This window comes from Rhizobium sp. FKL33 (assembly GCF_005222915.1).
In the GTDB taxonomy this organism is placed as follows: Bacteria; Pseudomonadota; Alphaproteobacteria; order Rhizobiales; family Rhizobiaceae; genus Rhizobium_E.
Window position 1 is genome coordinate 14,389 of the sequence record NZ_STFX01000010.1, and the last position, 16,865, is coordinate 31,253.

Below are 16,865 nucleotides of genomic sequence, written 5' to 3' on the forward strand. Positions count from 1 at the left end.
TAGATCAGCTGCCGCCGAGTTCGCGCACGAAGTCCGCGAAATGCTGGCGAAGGCCGTCCGCCCACGTTGGCGCGTGACCGGATGTTCCGCCGTAAAGCTCAGGCCAGCCTGCTCCGGCGGGAAGCAGATGCTGACGAACGCGATTGCCCGCCTGGCCCAGGCGTTCCGCATAACCCAGCGCTTCGTCGCGCAGCGGATCATCCTCCGACGTCGCCAGAAGCGTCGGCGCCAAACCGGACATGCGCGAGCACAGGCACGGCGCCGCGTAGGGATGACAGACGCCGGCGCTGAGATAATGGCTCCAGCCCTCCGTCCACCGCTCCCGCATGCCCGCCGCATCGGCATCGCGCATCGACGCGGACCCCATGAACGGATCGACCAGCGGCGACAGCAGCACCTGACCATCCAGTTCGCGCGCCAGATGATCCCGGGCCTTGAAGGCGACCGCCGCCGCAATGTTGCCGCCAGCTTCTTCCCCGCCGATCAGCAGCAGGGATTTTCGGTCTCCCAGCCCCGCCCGTTTCTTGGCGAGATAGGAAAAGATCGAAAACCCGACCTCAAGCGGCTTGGGAAAAACCCCGCCAAGAGGCCTGGTGTAGTCCGGCACCACCACGATCGCTCCGGCACCCGCCAGGCATTCCGCAGCCGCATTGCTGCGGATTTGCGATTCCAGAAAAGCGCCGGCTCCGAAATACAGCAGGACCGGGGCGCCTTTGCTGTAATCCGCGCCTTGATAGATCCGCGTCGACACGGGGCCGATGGCCACCTTGTCGAACACCATGTCTTTCACGTCCACTGGCATCGTCTTCGCTTTCATGCTGCCGCATTATCACGCCCCGGATGCACAATGCTCGTCTTTTGTAGGCGGAATGTAGATTGACTTGAATGATTGAACAAGTTCCCTATTTCTGCCATCACTATTCGAAATTTCGAACAATATTGCATTGCATACAAAAGGGCAGTGGAAGGTTTAACCGATATGGATCAGCTTTCAGCCATGCGCGCCTTTGTCCGAGTCGTGGAGACCGGCAATTTCACCCGCGCCGCCGACGCGCTTCGCATGCCCAAGGCGACCGTCACCAACCTCATTCAGGGGCTCGAGGCGCATTTGCGCACGCAACTGCTCAATCGCACGACGCGGCGGGTTGTCGTCACCACGGATGGGGCGCTCTATTATGAGCGCGCCGTGCGCATCATCTCCGAGGTCGACGAACTGGACAGCAGCCTGTCCAATTCCACGACGAGCCCGAGCGGGAGACTGAGAGTGGAAATGGCCGGCGCATTTGCCGACTGGATCGTCATCCCGGCGCTTTGCGATTTCGCCATGGCCTATCCGGATATCCTCCTCGATCTCGGCGTCGGCGACCGGACGGTCGACTATCTTGCGGAGAATGTCGATTGCGCATTGAGAGCGGGCGCTCCTGGCGACCAATCTCTAATTGCGCGACGCGTATCGGAAATCTCGGTGCTGAGCTGCGCCGCGCCATCCTATATCGAGAAATTCGGGTTCCCCCAATCGCCCGCCGAATTGGAAACAACACATTACTGCGTCAACTACTTCCGCGCCCAGACCAACCGCACGCTTCCATTCGAATTCAGCCGCGATGGCGAAAAAATCGAGGTGACCGGCCGCTATATTCTCTCCGTCAACGACGCGCGCAGCTATGTCGCCGCAGCGCTGACCGGCCTCGGCGTGGCGCAATTGCCGCATTTCATGATCCGGGACGAATTGCGGGACGGACGGCTCATCCCTGTGCTCTCCGACTGGTCATGCGAGGTCATGCCGCTTTATATCGTCTATCCGTCGAACCGGCATCTGAGCAACAAGGTCAGGGTGTTTGTCGACTGGCTCGTGAAACTGCTCGGCAATCGCGCAATGAAGGACGTGGCGACGCAGAAGGAATAGGGGCTCATATCGCAGCTTGCGACCGAGATTCAGCCTCGTTTAAAGCATCAGTTGGATTTTCCTCTCAGATAAACGTCCGCCTGCCTTTGCGACAGGTCTTCCCAGATCTGATGCGCCCCCTGATCCGGCTCCGTCGCTTCGGCTTGATGCGACATGGCGTTCGTACCGCTCTTGAAGCCGTCGAACCATCCGGCCCCGACAGCCGCCGAAATGCCGGCGCCCAGCGCCGACGCCTCATCGGAGAGGCTGCGCCGCACCGGAAAGCCGGTGGCGTCCGCCACCATCTTGCGCCAGAGCGGGCTGGCAGCGCCGCCGCCGATGACATAGATCTCTTCCGCCCCAGGCGCGGCTGCTTGCATCTGTTTCAGCGCCCTGGCGAATTCAAGCGTGATGGCTTCGAGCGAGGCCCGGTAGAGGTGGCTGATCCGATGGTTCGGCCCGAGGCCGACAAATGAGGCGCGGGCTTCCTCGTCCCAATGCGGGTCCATGCAGCCCATCAGATAGGTGCAGGCGAGCACGCCGTCTGCACCGACGGGAATGGACATGGCCTCATGTTCAAGCCGCTGGAAAATGGCGGGATCACTGCGGCCGCCGGCGAAGTTGTCGATGAGCCAGTTGACGAAAAAAGCGCCTGCCCGCTGGACGGCTTCGAGCAAAAAGCCTTCCCCTGTCGGCGAAATCAGCGTGCGCCAGTAGGAACTAACCGCCGGCGTCGGCGACCAAACCCCGCCCACGACTGCGGTGCCCAGATTGAGGTAGACGGTGCGCGGGTCGATGGCGCTGACGCCGAGACCGGCGCAGTGGCCGTCGCCGCCGGCTGCAAAAACGGGAACGCCCACAGGCAGCCCTGTCGTCGCCGCAGCCTCCGGCGTCACTCGACCCAGCATGGCCCCCGGAGGATGCGTAACGGGCAGTTTTTCCAATCCGATGCCGAGGTGATCGAGCAGCGGCTTCGACCATTCCTTGGCCTCGATGTCGAAGATGCCGAACGGATCGGCGCTGGTCCATGTCGCCGCGGGTTCTCCGGTCAGGTTCATGACCAGGAAATCGTGAACCGAGAGGATATGACGGGTCCGGTCGAGGAGGTCCGGCTGATGGGCGCGATAGTGTCGCAGCCGAAAGACGCAAGGTATGACATCCACGGGTTTGCCCGAAATGCGATGCAGGCGCTCGCGACCGATTTCGTCCGACAGGATATCCGTCATGTCGCGGGCGCGGCGGTCGAGCCATACGGTCGCAGGGGCGAGCGGCCGCCGGTCATTGTCGAGCAGCACCATGGTCTCGCGCTGGTTGGAGATGGCGATGCCGTCGATGCGGTTCGGATCGATCCCGGCGACGCATTTGCGCAGCGCCGTCTGGGCCGCCGACCACCATTCATCCGCGTCCTGCTCGGCCCGGTATGGATCGGGCGTCAGCAGGGTGTGGGCGGCGCGGCCCTCGCTGCGCGGTTCGCCCGTTTGCGTCCAGGCGATCGCCTTGACCGACTGGGTCGATGAATCCATGCCGATGACATAACGTTCGTTCGGATGCATGCGGCTCCTCCTTCCGCTAGACTTCCGTATGGCGACGCCGCGGCAACCGCGGCCATCATTGTTGGAGCAGGGCTTCTCCCGTGGCCATGTCCGTGACGAGATGGGTGGCGTACCCGCCTCGCAAGGTGGCGAGAATGGCGTCTATCTTGCCTGCGCCGCCGGCGACGCAGATGCGGTTCGGCGTCTGCTTCAATTCTTCGAGCGCGATGCCGACCATGCGCGCGTCATGCTGCCCGCCGACGCCGCCTCCCGCGGCGTTGATGAAGCGGCCGATGATGACGGCGACCGCGCCATTGCGGACATAGTCGTCGATTTCTTGCTGGCTGGCGATGCCGGAGATGCGCACCGTGCTCTTCGCGCCGACATCGCCGACGCCGAACAGGATGCGGTTGGTCGAATGGATCAGGTCGAACTGCTTTTTCAAGACCGGCTCTTCGAGCAGCATGTCGCGCAATTCCGGGGTCGACAGCACCGCCGGGGCGAGCAGGTTGACGCAGCGCGCTCGAATGCGGCTCGATAACAGCGACGTGCACAATTCAGGCGAAAAATCCGGTTCGCCTGTCGAACTGCCAGACACCTGCACCACGGTGAGATCATTGACGGGGTCGGGCAGGGTGATCTGGTTGGCGACCGACAAGACGGTTCTTCCCCAGGCGACGCCGATGACGTCTCCCTGCTTGATCTGGTCGGCCAGCACGCGTGCGCCCGCATCGCCGAGGCGGCGCACGAGATCCCGATCTTCCCCGGTGGGAATGACCAGCGCGCCGTCGAGCCCGAAGCGATCCATCAGCCGACGGGCGATTTCGGTGCGTCCGCTCGCCTGCGTGTTCAGGCGAATCGAGACGATGCCGCGTTCCCGCGCCTCCTGCAGATAGTTCACGATCGTCGCCCTGGACACGTTGAGCGCCTTGGCGATTTCGCTCTGGGTCATTTCATCTGCGTAATAGAGCCACGCCGCCCAGGTGACAGCGTCCTCGAATTCGGTCGGCTTCTCGGCCACGCCTTCCAGCATGTGTTTCCTCTAGCAGTCTTTTCATCGCCATCTGACGGCATTGGAAGACAAATGTCAATGTCGCCTGTCATGTGTGTTGACAAGTGTCACAAACTGGTGTCACTTGTATTCAAGCAAAAAAATTGGATGACGGGAATGGAAACGCTGAGGAACCGGGGCGCTGCCGAGGGCGCGCCCATGGGCGGCTGGACCGCGCTTATCGATGACATCGTGGCAGGGGAATGGACCAATCCCGAAACGGGCGAACGTCCGTCCGTGCCATATGACTCGATCGTCATCGCCGAAAGTCTCGCTGGCCGCGAAGCGGACCTGGTGGAGAGCCTCGACCTCGGGTCGTCCTTCACCGTCGTGGCCGATCATGCGACATGGGAGGCGATGGGCGCGCGGGTCGCCAAGGCGCTTCAACGCCTGGGTCCCGTCAAGACGGTGCTGCTCGACCATCCGCACGCGGATATGGCGACAGTCGCGGACCTGACGGAACGGCTCAAGGGAGCCGAGGGGCTGGTGGCTGTCGGCTCCGGCACCATCAATGATCTGGTGAAATACGTGACCGGTCTCGATGGCCGCCGCTATTGCGTGTTCGGCACGGCCGCGTCGATGAATGGCTATACGTCCACCACCGCCTCCATCACGCTGGACAGCGGTCTGAAGGTTTCCTTGCCGTCGCATGCGCCGGCGGGCTTCTTTGTCGATCTCTCGGTGGCGGCGGCGGCGCCGACTTATCTGTCCGCCGCAGGATTTGCCGATTGCATCTGCCGGTCGGTCGCGCAGGTCGATTGGTGGATGTCGCACCGCCTTTTGGGCTCCGTCTACGCCAATTCGCCCTATCTCATTCAGGCCCGGGACGAGATCGAACTCAATCGCCGCGCCGCCGGGATCGGCCAGGGCGATGTCGAGGCGAATGGCTATCTCTATCGCGTGCTGACGCTGTGCGGCCTCGGCGTCTCCTTCACGGGCATGTCCAATCACGGCTCGATGGGCGAGCACCAGATTTCGCATTATATCGATTGCTTCGCCGGCGAACGGCATCCTGGGACATTGCATGGACAGCAGGTTGGCGTCGCGTCCCTGACCATGGCGCGCATCCAGCGCCACTTTCTCGACAGCGCCGCGCCGCCCAGGATCGGGCCGACGCGGATCGATCGCGACGACATGATCAGGCGCATGGGCGCGGATGTGGCGGATCAATGCCTGACTGATATCGCGCCCAAGATCTACGACCAACGCGCAGCGGACGAGATCAATGAACGTCTGGCCGACCTCTGGCCGACGCTGCGCCGCGAACTCCAGGATTTCGTCATTCCCGTCGACGCCATGACGCGCCTGCTGAAGGATGCGGGCGGTCCGACGACGGCGGCCGAGCTCGGCGTTCCCGTCGACTTCTATCGCGAAGCGGTGATCCATTGCCGGGAAATGCGCAATCGCTATTCGTTCCTCGACATCGCCGCCGACAGCGGCGTGCTCGAAGACCTCGCCGCGGCGGAGGTCTGAGCCATGCGCGCGGTCGCCGATATGCCCATCGAGACGGCCAGAAGCGTGACGACGCTGTTCGCCGATATCGACGACACCTTGACGACAGACGGACGGCTGCCCGCCGCCGCCTATGCGGCGCTGGAAGCTCTGTCGGAAGCGGGCGTCTCCGTGGCGCCGATCACCGGCCGGCCGGCGGGCTGGTGCGACATGATCGCCAGAATGTGGCCCGTCGCGGGCGTAGTGGGCGAAAACGGCGCTTTTTATTTTTCCTATCATGCGAGCGACCGCCGCATGCGCCGTGTTTTCGCCACGCCCGACCAGCAGCGGGCAGAAAATCGCCAGCGGCTGGAGCGGGTGCGCGCCCGGATTCTCGCCGAGGTGCCAGGCGCGGCAATCTCGGCAGATCAGCACTACCGCGAAGCCGATCTCGCCATCGATTTCTGCGAGGACGTGCCGCCGCTCGGCGCCGGCGAAGTGGACCGCATCAAGCGCATTTTCGAGGAAGAGGGCGCCGTCGCCAAAGTGTCTTCGATCCATGTCAACGGCTGGTTCGGCTCCTATGACAAGCTGACCATGACCCGGCGTTTCGCCATCGATGTGCTGGGCCTCGATATCGACGGCGCCAAGGACAGGATCGTCTTCGTCGGCGACAGCCCCAACGACGCGCCGATGTTCTCCTTCTTCCCGAACGCCTGCGGCGTCGCCAATGTGCTGAAATTCCTGGGGCGGATCGATGCCGAGCCGGCCTATGTAGCCAGCGCCGAGGGCGGGCAGGGCTTCGTCGAAGTCGCCGAACGGATTCTCGCTGCGCGGTCGGGGAGGGCGGCGGCATGACGGCTCCTCTCTACGACATCGCGATCATCGGCGGCGGCATCAACGGCGCGGGCATCGCCCGTGACGCGGCGGGCCGTGGCCTCAAAGTGTTTCTTTGCGAGAAGTCCGATCTCGGCTCGGCCACCTCTTCGGCCTCGACCAAGCTCATTCATGGCGGCCTGCGTTATCTCGAACATTACGAGTTCCGTCTGGTGCGGCATGCGCTGGCCGAGCGTGAAGTGCTCTGGAGCATTGCCCCGCATATCATTTGGCCGCTGCGCTTCGTGCTGCCGCATCGCAAGGGGCTTCGTCCTGCATGGCTCTTGAGGCTGGGTCTCTTTCTCTACGACCATATCGGCGGCCGGAAGAAGCTGCCGGGGACGAAGACGTTGCGCCTGAACCGCCATGAAGCGGGCGCGCCGTTGCGGGATGTCTCGTCGATTGGCTTCGAATATTCCGATTGCTGGGTGCAGGACAACCGGCTCGTCGTTTTAAACGCCCGTGACGCCGAGCATCGCGGCGCTGTGATCCGCACCCGGACACGCTGCACCCGCGCCTTCCGCGATAACGACATCTGGAAGCTTTCGCTGGAAAATCTCCGCGACGGAACTGTGGAAACCATCAGGGCGAAAGCAGTCGTGAATGCCGCCGGCCCCTGGGTCGATCGGGTGCTGGCAACCGCGATCGGCCGCAATGCGCCGGGCTCCGTGCGTCTGGTTCAGGGCTCCCACATCGTCGTGCCCCGGCTCTATGACCACGACCGATGCTACATTTTCCAGAATCCGGACGGGCGCATCATTTTCGCCATCCCCTATGAGGACGACTTCACGCTGATCGGCACCACCGATGTCGATTTCACCGGCGATCCCTCGGCGGTGACCATCACGCAGAAGGAAATCGATTATCTCTGCACGGCAGCCTCGTCCTATTTCAACCGCACGGTCACTCCCGGCGATGTTGTCTGGACCTATTCCGGCGTCCGCCCGCTCTATGACGACGGCAAGGCCAACGCCCAGGAGACGACGCGGGACTATGTTCTGACGCTGGATGCCCAGGCGAGTCAACCGCCGCTCCTCAACATTTTCGGCGGCAAGATCACCACCTACCGCTGCCTGGCGGAAGACGCCTTGGCGCGGCTTGCGGAGACGTTTCCGGAATGGAGCCGCGGTCACGGCTGGACGCGCCGACAGGCATTGCCGGGCGGCGATTTTCCCGCCGGCGAAGCCGGTCGCCTCGCTGTCGATCTCCAGCGCGACTACCCGTTCCTGGCCGAGAAGGCGGCGCGACGGCTCGTCCGTCATTACGGCACGGAGGCGCGTCTCATTCTCGGCGGCGCCCGCGCGGCGTCCGACCTCGGAAAAATGTTCGGTCCAGAACTGACCGAGGCCGAATGCCGCTTTTTGATGGAGCGGGAATATGCCCGGGACGCTGAAGACATCGCTTTTCGCCGAACCAAGGCCGGCATCCGCATGAGCCGCGAGGAGCTTGCGGCGCTTGGGGAATGGATGGCGGACGCAGAGATCGGACTGCCGGCGCGAAAAGGCGTCGCCAATGGCTGAGGCTGCGTCGCCATAGAGGGCGCGCGCGCATGACCGGCGGAAGAGGAGCCGCCGGCGTTTGAAAGGATGGGACGCGGCCCGTTTCCGCGTCCGGTCGGCATTCGCTCTTGGGAGGAGTACGGAATGTCCGTATTGCAGGTGAAACGCATCGCGATCTCGGATTCGCCATGGCCTTGGCTGGCGCCGCTCGTCGCGTTGCTCGTGGTCTTCACGATCTATCCGCTCATCTACAATATCTGGCTGAGCTTTCACGAGTTTCTGCCGCGCAAGCGAACGCTCGCTTTTGTCGGCTTCGACAACTGGATCCAGCTGTGGAACGACACGCGGTTCTGGGGCGCGCTCGCCGTCACCTTTATCTACTTCTTCATCGCGCTGATCTTCGAACTCGTATTGGGCATGGCTATCGCGCTTCTGCTCGACGCCGAACTGCCGGGCTTCGGCGCGCTTCGGGCCGTCTTGTCTATGACGCTCGTCATCCCGCCCGCCATCGCCGGCATGATGTTTTTGCTGATGGAAGATCCGCAATTCGGCGCGATCACCTATTTCCTCAATCAACTCGGCCTGCTCGACAAGACCACGCCCATTCTGGCGACCTCGTCGCTGGCGCTGACCGGCGTGCTGGTCGCGGAAATCTGGCAATGGACGCCGTTCATGGTGCTGATCTTCATGGCCGGCCTGCGCTCGCTGCCCGCCGAGCCCTATGAGGCCGCGATGATCGACGGCGCTTCCGCCGTGCAGATGTTCCGCCGCCTGACGCTGCCGATGATGAGCCGCGTCATCGCCGTCGCCATTCTGCTGCGCGGCATCGATCTGTTCCGCGTCTTCGACTATGTCTTCGTCATGACCTCGGGCGGTCCCGGCACCGCCACCTATACGGTCAGCCTGTATGCCTGGCAGCAGACCTTCAGCAATCTCAAATGGGGTTATGGCGCGACCCTCAGCCTGGTCAGCCTGCTGATCGTCATGGTCATGGCCAATCTGTTCATCAAGATCTTCAAGGTGAGGTGGTGACCATGCGCCAGAGCAGAACCGCAAGCGCCGTCCGCACCATCGCCGGCTGGTTCGTTGTCGCGATCTTCTTTTTCCCGATTTTCTTCTGGACATCGGTCGCTTTTCGCGACGCCCGGGACATTTTCAGCTGGCCGCCGAAATTCATTGATTTCGACCCGACCGTGCGCAATTTCGAGAAGGTCTTCGGCATTTCGCTTGGTTTCGGCTACGGCACCCAGGAGACCGTCGATCCCGGCGGCGGCAACTTCTACATGGCCCCCCGTCTTCTCGATTCCATCATCGTGGCGACATTCTCGACGATTCTGGCCATCGTGGTCGCCACGCTCGCCGCCTATTGCCTGTCGCGCATGCATTTCCGCGGCCGCCACGAATTCGTCAACTGGGTTCTGTCGACGCGCATGATGCCGCCGGTGGCGGTGGCGATCCCGATGTTCTTCATCTTCAAGCAGTTCAGCCTGCTCGACACCTATCTCGGGCTGATCCTGGTGCATGGGCTGATGAACCTGCCGCTCGCCGTGCTGCTGATGAAGAGCTTTTTCGACGATATCCCGGCGGAAATCGACGAAAGCGCGCTGCTCGACGGCGCGTCGCGCTGGACCATCTTCCGCCGCATCGTTTTGCCGATGGCAAAGGGGGGCATCGCCGCCTCCGCCGTGCTCTGCTTCATCTTCAGCTGGACGGAATTCCTGTTCGTCCTGACCCTGACGCAGACCGGCATCAAAACCGTTCCCGTCGTGTCTTCGACCTTTGTGACGTCGATCGGCACGGCATGGGGCAACATGGCCGCCTTGGGAGCGGCGGCCATCGTGCCAGCCTTCATCGTCATCCTGCTGGTTCAGCGCCACCTCGTGCGCGGCCTGACCATGGGATCGCTGAAGCAATGAACCGGCGCCCTGGAGGGGCCAGCCGAAACATCAATCCGGCCGACGCTTTCGTCGTTCGATAGAGGAGGAGAAGAGCATGAAAGACAGTTTGAGGAAATCATATCTGGCTTCGATCACGGACAAGTTCGTCCGCGGCCAGATGGGCCGGCGCGACTTCCTGCGCGCGGCCGGAAAGCTCGGTTTGGGCGCAGGCGCGCTCGGCATGGGGTTCGGCAATCGCCCATTCAGCATGGTCTCCAGCGCCCAGGCCGCCGAACAGTTGACGCCCAACCCGGAAATCCTCGCCTGGCTCAAGGACGTCGGCAAGCCGTTCGCCGGCACGACGCTGAAGCTCGCGACGGAATCGACGCCGCCGTCCAACGCCATCAACAGCCAGCTGAAGAAGTACTTTGAGGAAGCCACCGGCATCAAGGTCGAGATCGAAGTCCTGCCGCTCGAACAGGTGCTGCAGAAGCTGACGCTCGACGTCGCCTCTTCGCTCGGCACCTATGACCTCTACTATATCGACCAGAGCTGGGCGGCGAGCTTCAGCCAGGACGTGTTCGACCCGCGCGAACAATATTCCGGCAAGGCCGATCTCGCCATGCCCAACTACAATCTCGACGACTTCCTGCCGGCGCTGGTGGACGGGATTGCAAAATACGAGGATCGCTGGGTCGGCGTGCCCTATGACATCCCGATCTTCATCATGATCTACCGCAAGGACATCTACGAGAAGTTCAAGCTCAAGGCGCCGGAGACGCTGGAAGAGCTGTACAGCAACTCCAAGATCATCACCGACGAGATGGGGCCGACCGTCTATGGCACCACGGGCCAGATGAAGTCGGGACATTACAGTCTCGAATGCGACTGGACGGCCTGGCTCTGGGGCCATGGCGGCTCGATCTTCGGACCTGACGGCCAGTTCACCGGCAATGACGAAAGAGGCATCGCCGCGATGGAATACTGGAGCAAGCTCAAGGCCACCATGCCTCCGGGCGTCGATGGCTGGACCTGGGACGGTCAGGGTCAGTCGGTGGCCCAGGGCGTTGCGGCTTCCATGCTCTCTTGGGGCGAGTTCTTCCCCTATTTCGACGATCCGACCCAGACCAAGGTTTCCGGTCTCTGCGAAGTGGCGGTGCCGCCGCGCGCCTCGTCGCTGCGCACGGTCAAGGAAACCGGTTACGGCGAAATCCCCGGCGTCGGCCATCAGGGCGGCTCCTCGCTCGCCGTTTCCCGTTACTCCAAGAACCCGGACGCCGCCTGGATCTTCATGCAATGGGCGACCTGCGCAGACACCCAGGCGCTGATCACCACGCTCGGCGGCGGCACCGGCCCGACGCGGTCGTCGGTTTATGACGATCCGCGCGTGCTCGCCAATGCCCGTGTCGGCGCCGGCACCACCCGCCACCTGCCGGTGGTGCGCGAAACCATCGCCAAGCATATGGGCTCCGAGCCGGATCTTCCGGAATGGGCGCAGCTGTCGAGCGACACGATCCCGGTCGGGCTCGGCAAGTATTTCGCCGGCAATTACGGTTCTCCCAAGGAAGCCATGGACGACATCGCCAAGCAGGTCGGCGAAGTCCTCAAGGGCTGATCCTGCGAAGCGGGCGCGGGGGGATTATCTCCCGCGCCCGGTCCCTGGTGTTGAACAGCAGCAATCCGAGAGTCTGACATGACAAGCAAACCTCTGATCGCCATCACTGGCGCAAGCTCCGGCATCGGCGAGGCGACCGCCCGGGCCTTCTCCGCTGCAGGCCATCCTCTGCTCCTGATGGCGCGCCGTCTGGATAGGCTGGAAGCGCTCGGTCTGCCGAATGCGGTGCTGAAAAAGGTCGATGTGCGCGATCGCGCCGCAATTGCAGACGCCGTGCGCGATGCGGAAGCGCTCCACGGTCCCGTGGACATGATGTTCGCCAATGCCGGCATCGCCCGGCTGGGCGACATCGCCAAACAGCCGCCCGAAGAATGGGACGAGATGATCGACATCAACGCCAAGGGCGTGATGAACAGCGTGCATGCGGTGCTGAACGGCATGATCGCCCGCAAGACCGGCACGCTGATGATGATGAGCTCGATCGCCGGCCGGAAGGTCTATCCCGATCACACCGTCTATTGCGGCACGAAATATTTCGTCCATGCGATCTCGGAAAGCCTGCGCGCCTATCTCGCGCCGCATGATGTGAGGGTGATCGTGCTGTCGCCGGGGATCATCGACACCGAAGTGCTCGACCATGTGAAGGATGAGACGACGCTCGCCAATTACAAGGCCAACAAGGCGGCCATCGGCGGCGGCATATCGGCCGACATCGTCGCGCAACTGATCCTCGACGCCTACCAACTGCCGCAACGGGCCATCGTGCAGGAAATCGTCATTACGCCGACCCGGCAGACATACTGACGCGCAGACCTTCTCATTGATTGGAATTCGACATGGCCACCGTGGAATACAAGAACATAGGCAAGTCCTTCGGCGCCTTCACCATCATGCGGGATATCTCCTTCCTGATCGAGGACCATCAGTTCGTGGTGCTGCTCGGTCCATCGGGATGCGGCAAGACCACGCTGTTGCGGATGACCGCCGGACTTGAAACGGTGACCGCCGGCGATCTGATGATCGGCGGCCGCAGGGTCAACGACGTGCATCCCCGCGACCGCGACATCGCCATGGTGTTTCAGAACTACGCCCTCTATCCGACCATGAAGGTCTATGAGAACATCGCCTTCAGCCTGGAAGTGGCCAAATTGCCGCCCGCCGAGATCAAGAAACGGGTGGAGCGGGCGGCGGAAATCCTCAACCTGACGCCCTATCTGCAGCGCTATCCCAAGGAACTGTCCGGCGGCCAGCGCCAGCGCGTCGCCATGGGCCGCGCCATGGTGCGCGAAGCGGCCGTCTTCCTGTTCGACGAGCCGCTCTCCAATCTTGACGCCAAGCTGCGCGCGCATATGCGCACCGAAATCCGCCAGCTTCACAACCGACTCAAGACCACGACGATCTATGTGACCCACGACCAGATCGAGGCCATGACCATGGCCGACAAGATCGTGGTGATGCGCGCCGGCAAGATCGAGCAGATCGGCACGCCCGACGATGTCTATGATCGCCCGGCCAGCAAATATGTCGCCGACTTCATCGGCTCCTCGGCGATCAATTTCCTGACCGGCGTCGTGGTCTCGGACAATGGCGCGCCCGCCGTCGACACAAAGGCGGGCAAGGTGCGGATCTCCACCTCCCATGCCGTCGAGCCCGGACGGCGCGTGGTGATCGGCATGCGGCCGACCGATGTGACCGTCGACGAAGCCGGCGGGATCGCGGCGCGCTCGTTGCTCATCGAGCGCATGGGGCATGACGCGCAACTCTGCTGCGACGGGCCGGAAGGCCAGTTCCTCGCCATCGTCGACAAGAGCGCGCGCTTTGCCGAGGGACAGGAGGTTCGCTTCGCGATCGCCCCGGAGAAAGTGCACGTCTTCGACGCGGAAACCGAAAACCGGCTCTGAAGAGCCAGAAAACTGACAGTGATCCCGCCGGTCGCCGCGCGGGCAGGAAGGATATTGCCATGAAATCGAGATGGAACGACGGCGATTTCGCCTCCGTGGTGCAGGCCTATGTCGACAAGGGCGTCAATCGGGATCTCGCGATCCGCACCTATACGACGCGGCTGCTCGGCCAGGATCCGGAGCTCGTGCTGCATGGCGGCGGCAACACCTCCGTCAAGACTGTGATCGCCGATCGCGACGGCTCCGACGTCGACGTCCTCTGCGTCAAGGGTAGCGGCTGGGACATGGGCGTGATCGAACCGCAGGGCCTGCCGGCGGTTCGACTCAAGTCGCTTCAGGACCTGGTGAAATTCGACAGTCTCTCTGATGAAGACATGGTGATGTTGCAGCGGCGGCTTCTGCTCGATCCCGCCGCGCCCAATCCTTCGGTCGAAGCCATTCTTCACGCCATCCTGCCGTTCAAGCATATCGATCACACCCATGCCAACGCCATCGTCTCCCTGACCAATCAGCCGCATGGCGAAGAGCTGGTGCGGGAGCTTTTTCCTGACAGCATCATCGTGCCCTATGTCATGCCCGGCTTCGTGCTGGCGAAAGTCTGCGACGAGGCGTTTCGCGCCCAGCCGTGGGGCGACGGCATGATCCTGCTCAAGCACGGGATCTTCACCTGGTCGGAAGATCCGCGCGAGGCCTATGAGGACATGATCGCCAAGATCGACACGGCGGAACGCCGGCTGGCGCGGGGAATTGCGCGACCGTTCAAATCCTCTCCGGTGGTCAAGCCTGTTGCCGCAGCCGAAGACATTGCGCCCATTCTGCGGGGCGCCATCGCCATCGATGCCGGGCGGGAAGGGGCGCCGAAGCGGTTCATCCTCGATCACCGTGCAAGCGAAAAGATCCTCGACTTCTGCAATGCCGACAAGGTCGGCGATCTCGTGCGCCGCGGCAATGCGACGCCCGAGCACGTGCTGCATATCAAGCGCTACGGCGTCGCGCTGCCTGCGCCCGATCCTGAAAAGCTGGACGATTGGGCGCGGGATGTCCGCGCCGCCGTCGCCCGCTATGCGGAGGAGTACAAAGCCTATTTCGCGCGCAACAATGCGCGGGTCGGCGGCATCAAGACCATGCTCGATCCGATGCCGCGCGTCTTCTATGTCCAGGGCGTCGGCCTGTTCGCCGCCGGTCCGACCGCCAAGAATGCGCGCATCGCCGCTGATGTCGCCGAGGCGACCATCGACGTGATCACCAAGGCCGAGGGCATCGAGGCGTTCGAAGCTCTGTCCGAAGAAGATCTGTTCGACATCGAATATTGGTCGCTGGAGCAGGCCAAGCTCGCGAAATCCGTCGAAAAACCATTGACCCGCCAGGTGGCTGTGGTCACGGGCGGGGCCGGCGGCCTGGGTCTTGCGATCGCCAAGGCGCTGAAAGCCGATGGCGCAGAAGTGGTTCTCGTCGACATCGCCGAAGAGGCGGTGAAAGCCGAAGCCAAAAAGCTGGGCGGGGTCGGCGTCGTGTGCGACGTGACGGACCCGGTTTCGGTGAGCACGGCGATCGGCAAGGCGGTAAGCGCCTTTGGCGGCGTCGACATCGTCATTTCCAATGCCGGCGCCGCTTTCCAGGGCAAGCTCCTGGAGGTATCGGACGATATCTTCCGCAAGTCGATGGATCTCAATTTCTGGAGCCATCAACTCGTGTCGCGGGAAGCGGCGAAAGTGATGCGCAAGCAGGGCACGGGCGGCGCGATTGTCTTCAATATCTCCAAGCAGGCCGTCAATCCCGGCGCAGAGTTTGCGCCCTATGGAACGGCGAAGGCTGCAGCGCTGGCGCTGATGCGCCATTCGGCCATCGAATACGGGCCGATGGGGGTGACCTGCAACGCCGTCAACGCCGACCGCATCCGCACCGGCCTGATGACGGACGCCATGGTCGAGGAACGTAGCCGCGCGCGCGGCGTCACGCCGCATGATTATATGCGCGGCAATCTTCTCGGTCGCGAGGTGACGGGCGAGGATGTGGCGGAGGCGTTTCTGCATCTCGCCAAGGCCCGCGCCACCACCGGCGCCGTGGTCACCGTCGATGGCGGCAATGTCGCCGCGATGATGCGGTGAGGGCGCCATGGCCAAGATCGTGATCATCGGCGCCGGCGTCATGGGCTCGGCGCTTTCGGTTCCGGCGGCTGACAACGGCCATGCAGTGACGCTGGTCGGTTCGCCGCTCGACGACGGCATCATCGACCTTTTGCGAGCCCCTGGCGGCGTGCATCCGAAACTGGACGCGCCATTGCCGGCCAGGATCAGGCCCGAGACGTGTGCTGAGCTCGATCCGTCGGAACTTGATGACGCCGATATCATTGTCGCGGGCGTCAGCAGTCCGGGTATAGACTGGTTCGTGGACTATGTCGAACAGCGGCTGTCGCGTTCGAAGCCGATCGCTTTCGTCACCAAGGGCCTCGATCTTCTCGACGGGCGACTGGCGACCTATGCGGATACTTTGCCGCGGCGCATGACGCGGATGCAGACATTCATCGGCATCGGCGGCCCTTGCATCGCGCGGGAACTGGCCAATCGCAATCCAACGCTGTCGATCTATGGTAGCGCGGATCTCGGGGCCGCAAGTTGGCTTCGCGGCCTGATGCAGACGCCCTATTACCGGCTTGCCACGACCACCGACGCCATCGGCGTCGAAGCCTGCGCCGCTTTGAAAAATTTCTACGCCATCGGCGTCAGCGCCATGCAGACGCGCTACCCCGACGACAAGCGTACTGATGGGCAGTCAAAGAACCCGTGTGCAGGGGCTTTCTCCATGGCTGTTGCCGAGATAGCGGAAATCGTCAAGGCGATCGGCGGCGGCGCCGATACAGCCTTCGGATTGGCAGGTCTCGGAGATCTCCATGTCACCGTTGGGGGAGGGCGCAACAGTAGGCTCGGTCACGCCCTTGGCTCTGGCAGAACGGTCTCCGCATCGCTTGCTACCGAACTCGCTGGCGAAACCGTCGAAGGCGTGGACACCGCGCGGATGCTGGCGCTTTGGATGAAGGAGAAAGAGCGTATGACCCGCCGTTTCCCGCTCGGCGCCGCTATCATCAAAGCGATTGCCGAGAACGGGGGGCTCGATTTCGATTTTTCTGAGCTCGACTTCGAACAATGACTGCTGGAATTGGCCCCGAACGCCTTTATGCAATTCGGCCGCGTACTAACC

14 protein-coding genes are annotated in these 16,865 nt (G+C 62.8%); 11 read left to right on the forward strand and 3 right to left on the reverse strand.

Annotated features, from left to right (window positions below):
- Window positions 1-4: 4 nt before the first annotated feature.
- Complete coding sequence (locus E8Q41_RS07700; RefSeq protein WP_137155122.1) at window positions 5-802, reverse strand: alpha/beta hydrolase; 798 nt, start codon at window positions 800-802, stop codon at window positions 5-7.
- Window positions 803-979: 177 nt separating this feature from the next.
- Here E8Q41_RS07700 and E8Q41_RS07705 point away from each other — a divergent pair, with 177 nt between their 5' ends.
- Window positions 980-1,906, forward strand: coding sequence for a LysR family transcriptional regulator (locus tag E8Q41_RS07705; protein WP_137154945.1), 927 nt, complete (start codon window positions 980-982; stop codon window positions 1,904-1,906).
- A 47-nt stretch (window positions 1,907-1,953) separates the two neighbouring features.
- Here E8Q41_RS07705 and E8Q41_RS07710 read toward each other — a convergent pair whose 3' ends face one another.
- Both E8Q41_RS07710 and E8Q41_RS07715 read right to left on the reverse strand, forming a co-directional pair.
- Window positions 1,954-3,438: an FGGY-family carbohydrate kinase gene (locus E8Q41_RS07710; protein WP_137154946.1), complete on the reverse strand. Its 1,485-nt coding sequence runs from the start codon at window positions 3,436-3,438 to the stop codon at window positions 1,954-1,956.
- Window positions 3,439-3,493: 55 nt separating this feature from the next.
- Complete coding sequence (locus E8Q41_RS07715) at window positions 3,494-4,450, reverse strand: sugar-binding transcriptional regulator (protein ID WP_137154947.1); 957 nt, start codon at window positions 4,448-4,450, stop codon at window positions 3,494-3,496.
- Between the two features lie 135 nt (window positions 4,451-4,585).
- Here E8Q41_RS07715 and E8Q41_RS07720 point away from each other — a divergent pair, with 135 nt between their 5' ends.
- From E8Q41_RS07720 to E8Q41_RS07765, 10 genes are all read left to right on the forward strand, one after another.
- Window positions 4,586-5,941 carry a sn-glycerol-1-phosphate dehydrogenase gene (locus E8Q41_RS07720; RefSeq protein WP_137154948.1) on the forward strand — a complete coding sequence of 452 codons (1,356 nt, stop codon included), beginning with the start codon at window positions 4,586-4,588 and terminating at the stop codon, window positions 5,939-5,941.
- Between the two features lie 3 nt (window positions 5,942-5,944).
- Window positions 5,945-6,757, forward strand: a complete 813-nt coding sequence (locus E8Q41_RS07725; protein WP_137154949.1) for an HAD-IIB family hydrolase — start codon at window positions 5,945-5,947, stop codon at window positions 6,755-6,757.
- A complete protein-coding gene (gene glpD / locus E8Q41_RS07730) occupies window positions 6,754-8,295 on the forward strand; it encodes a glycerol-3-phosphate dehydrogenase (RefSeq protein WP_137154950.1) in 1,542 nt (513 codons plus the stop codon). Before E8Q41_RS07725 ends, glpD begins: the two co-directional genes overlap by 4 nt.
- Before the next feature lie 123 nt (window positions 8,296-8,418).
- Entirely contained in the window at window positions 8,419-9,306 is an 888-nt protein-coding gene (locus tag E8Q41_RS07735; protein ID WP_137154951.1) for a sugar ABC transporter permease, read from the forward strand.
- 2 nt (window positions 9,307-9,308) lie between these two features.
- A complete protein-coding gene (locus E8Q41_RS07740) occupies window positions 9,309-10,190 on the forward strand; it encodes a carbohydrate ABC transporter permease (RefSeq protein ID WP_137154952.1) in 882 nt (293 codons plus the stop codon).
- Window positions 10,191-10,266: 76 nt separating this feature from the next.
- On the forward strand, window positions 10,267-11,766 hold the full coding sequence (locus E8Q41_RS07745) for an extracellular solute-binding protein (protein ID WP_137154953.1): 1,500 nt from the start codon (window positions 10,267-10,269) through the stop codon (window positions 11,764-11,766).
- Window positions 11,767-11,844: 78 nt separating this feature from the next.
- Window positions 11,845-12,570, forward strand: a complete 726-nt coding sequence (locus tag E8Q41_RS07750) for an SDR family oxidoreductase (RefSeq protein WP_137154954.1) — start codon at window positions 11,845-11,847, stop codon at window positions 12,568-12,570.
- A 32-nt stretch (window positions 12,571-12,602) separates the two neighbouring features.
- Window positions 12,603-13,667 (forward strand): sn-glycerol-3-phosphate ABC transporter ATP-binding protein UgpC, encoded by a 1,065-nt coding sequence (gene ugpC, locus E8Q41_RS07755; RefSeq protein WP_137154955.1) that lies wholly within the window; start codon window positions 12,603-12,605, stop codon window positions 13,665-13,667.
- Window positions 13,668-13,726: 59 nt separating this feature from the next.
- Window positions 13,727-15,775 (forward strand): bifunctional aldolase/short-chain dehydrogenase, encoded by a 2,049-nt coding sequence (locus E8Q41_RS07760; protein WP_137154956.1) that lies wholly within the window; start codon window positions 13,727-13,729, stop codon window positions 15,773-15,775.
- Between the two features lie 7 nt (window positions 15,776-15,782).
- Entirely contained in the window at window positions 15,783-16,814 is a 1,032-nt protein-coding gene (locus tag E8Q41_RS07765; protein WP_137154957.1) for an NAD(P)H-dependent glycerol-3-phosphate dehydrogenase, read from the forward strand.
- Window positions 16,815-16,865: the final 51 nt, after the last annotated feature.

Excerpts from the sequence above, each read along its gene's own strand:
- E8Q41_RS07700 (WP_137155122.1), bottom strand. The coding sequence starts at position 802 with ATGCCAGTGGACGTGAAAGACATGGTGTTCGACAAGGTGGCCATCGGC.
- E8Q41_RS07705 (WP_137154945.1), top strand. The coding sequence starts at position 980 with ATGGATCAGCTTTCAGCCATGCGCGCCTTTGTCCGAGTCGTGGAGACC.
- E8Q41_RS07710 (WP_137154946.1), bottom strand. The coding sequence starts at position 3,438 with ATGCATCCGAACGAACGTTATGTCATCGGCATGGATTCATCGACCCAG.
- E8Q41_RS07715 (WP_137154947.1), bottom strand. The coding sequence starts at position 4,450 with ATGCTGGAAGGCGTGGCCGAGAAGCCGACCGAATTCGAGGACGCTGTC.
- E8Q41_RS07720 (WP_137154948.1), top strand. The coding sequence starts at position 4,586 with ATGGAAACGCTGAGGAACCGGGGCGCTGCCGAGGGCGCGCCCATGGGC.
- E8Q41_RS07725 (WP_137154949.1), top strand. The coding sequence starts at position 5,945 with ATGCGCGCGGTCGCCGATATGCCCATCGAGACGGCCAGAAGCGTGACG.
- glpD (WP_137154950.1), top strand. The coding sequence starts at position 6,754 with ATGACGGCTCCTCTCTACGACATCGCGATCATCGGCGGCGGCATCAAC.
- E8Q41_RS07735 (WP_137154951.1), top strand. The coding sequence starts at position 8,419 with ATGTCCGTATTGCAGGTGAAACGCATCGCGATCTCGGATTCGCCATGG.
- E8Q41_RS07740 (WP_137154952.1), top strand. The coding sequence starts at position 9,309 with ATGCGCCAGAGCAGAACCGCAAGCGCCGTCCGCACCATCGCCGGCTGG.
- E8Q41_RS07745 (WP_137154953.1), top strand. The coding sequence starts at position 10,267 with ATGAAAGACAGTTTGAGGAAATCATATCTGGCTTCGATCACGGACAAG.
- E8Q41_RS07750 (WP_137154954.1), top strand. The coding sequence starts at position 11,845 with ATGACAAGCAAACCTCTGATCGCCATCACTGGCGCAAGCTCCGGCATC.
- ugpC (WP_137154955.1), top strand. The coding sequence starts at position 12,603 with ATGGCCACCGTGGAATACAAGAACATAGGCAAGTCCTTCGGCGCCTTC.
- E8Q41_RS07760 (WP_137154956.1), top strand. The coding sequence starts at position 13,727 with ATGAAATCGAGATGGAACGACGGCGATTTCGCCTCCGTGGTGCAGGCC.
- E8Q41_RS07765 (WP_137154957.1), top strand. The coding sequence starts at position 15,783 with ATGGCCAAGATCGTGATCATCGGCGCCGGCGTCATGGGCTCGGCGCTT.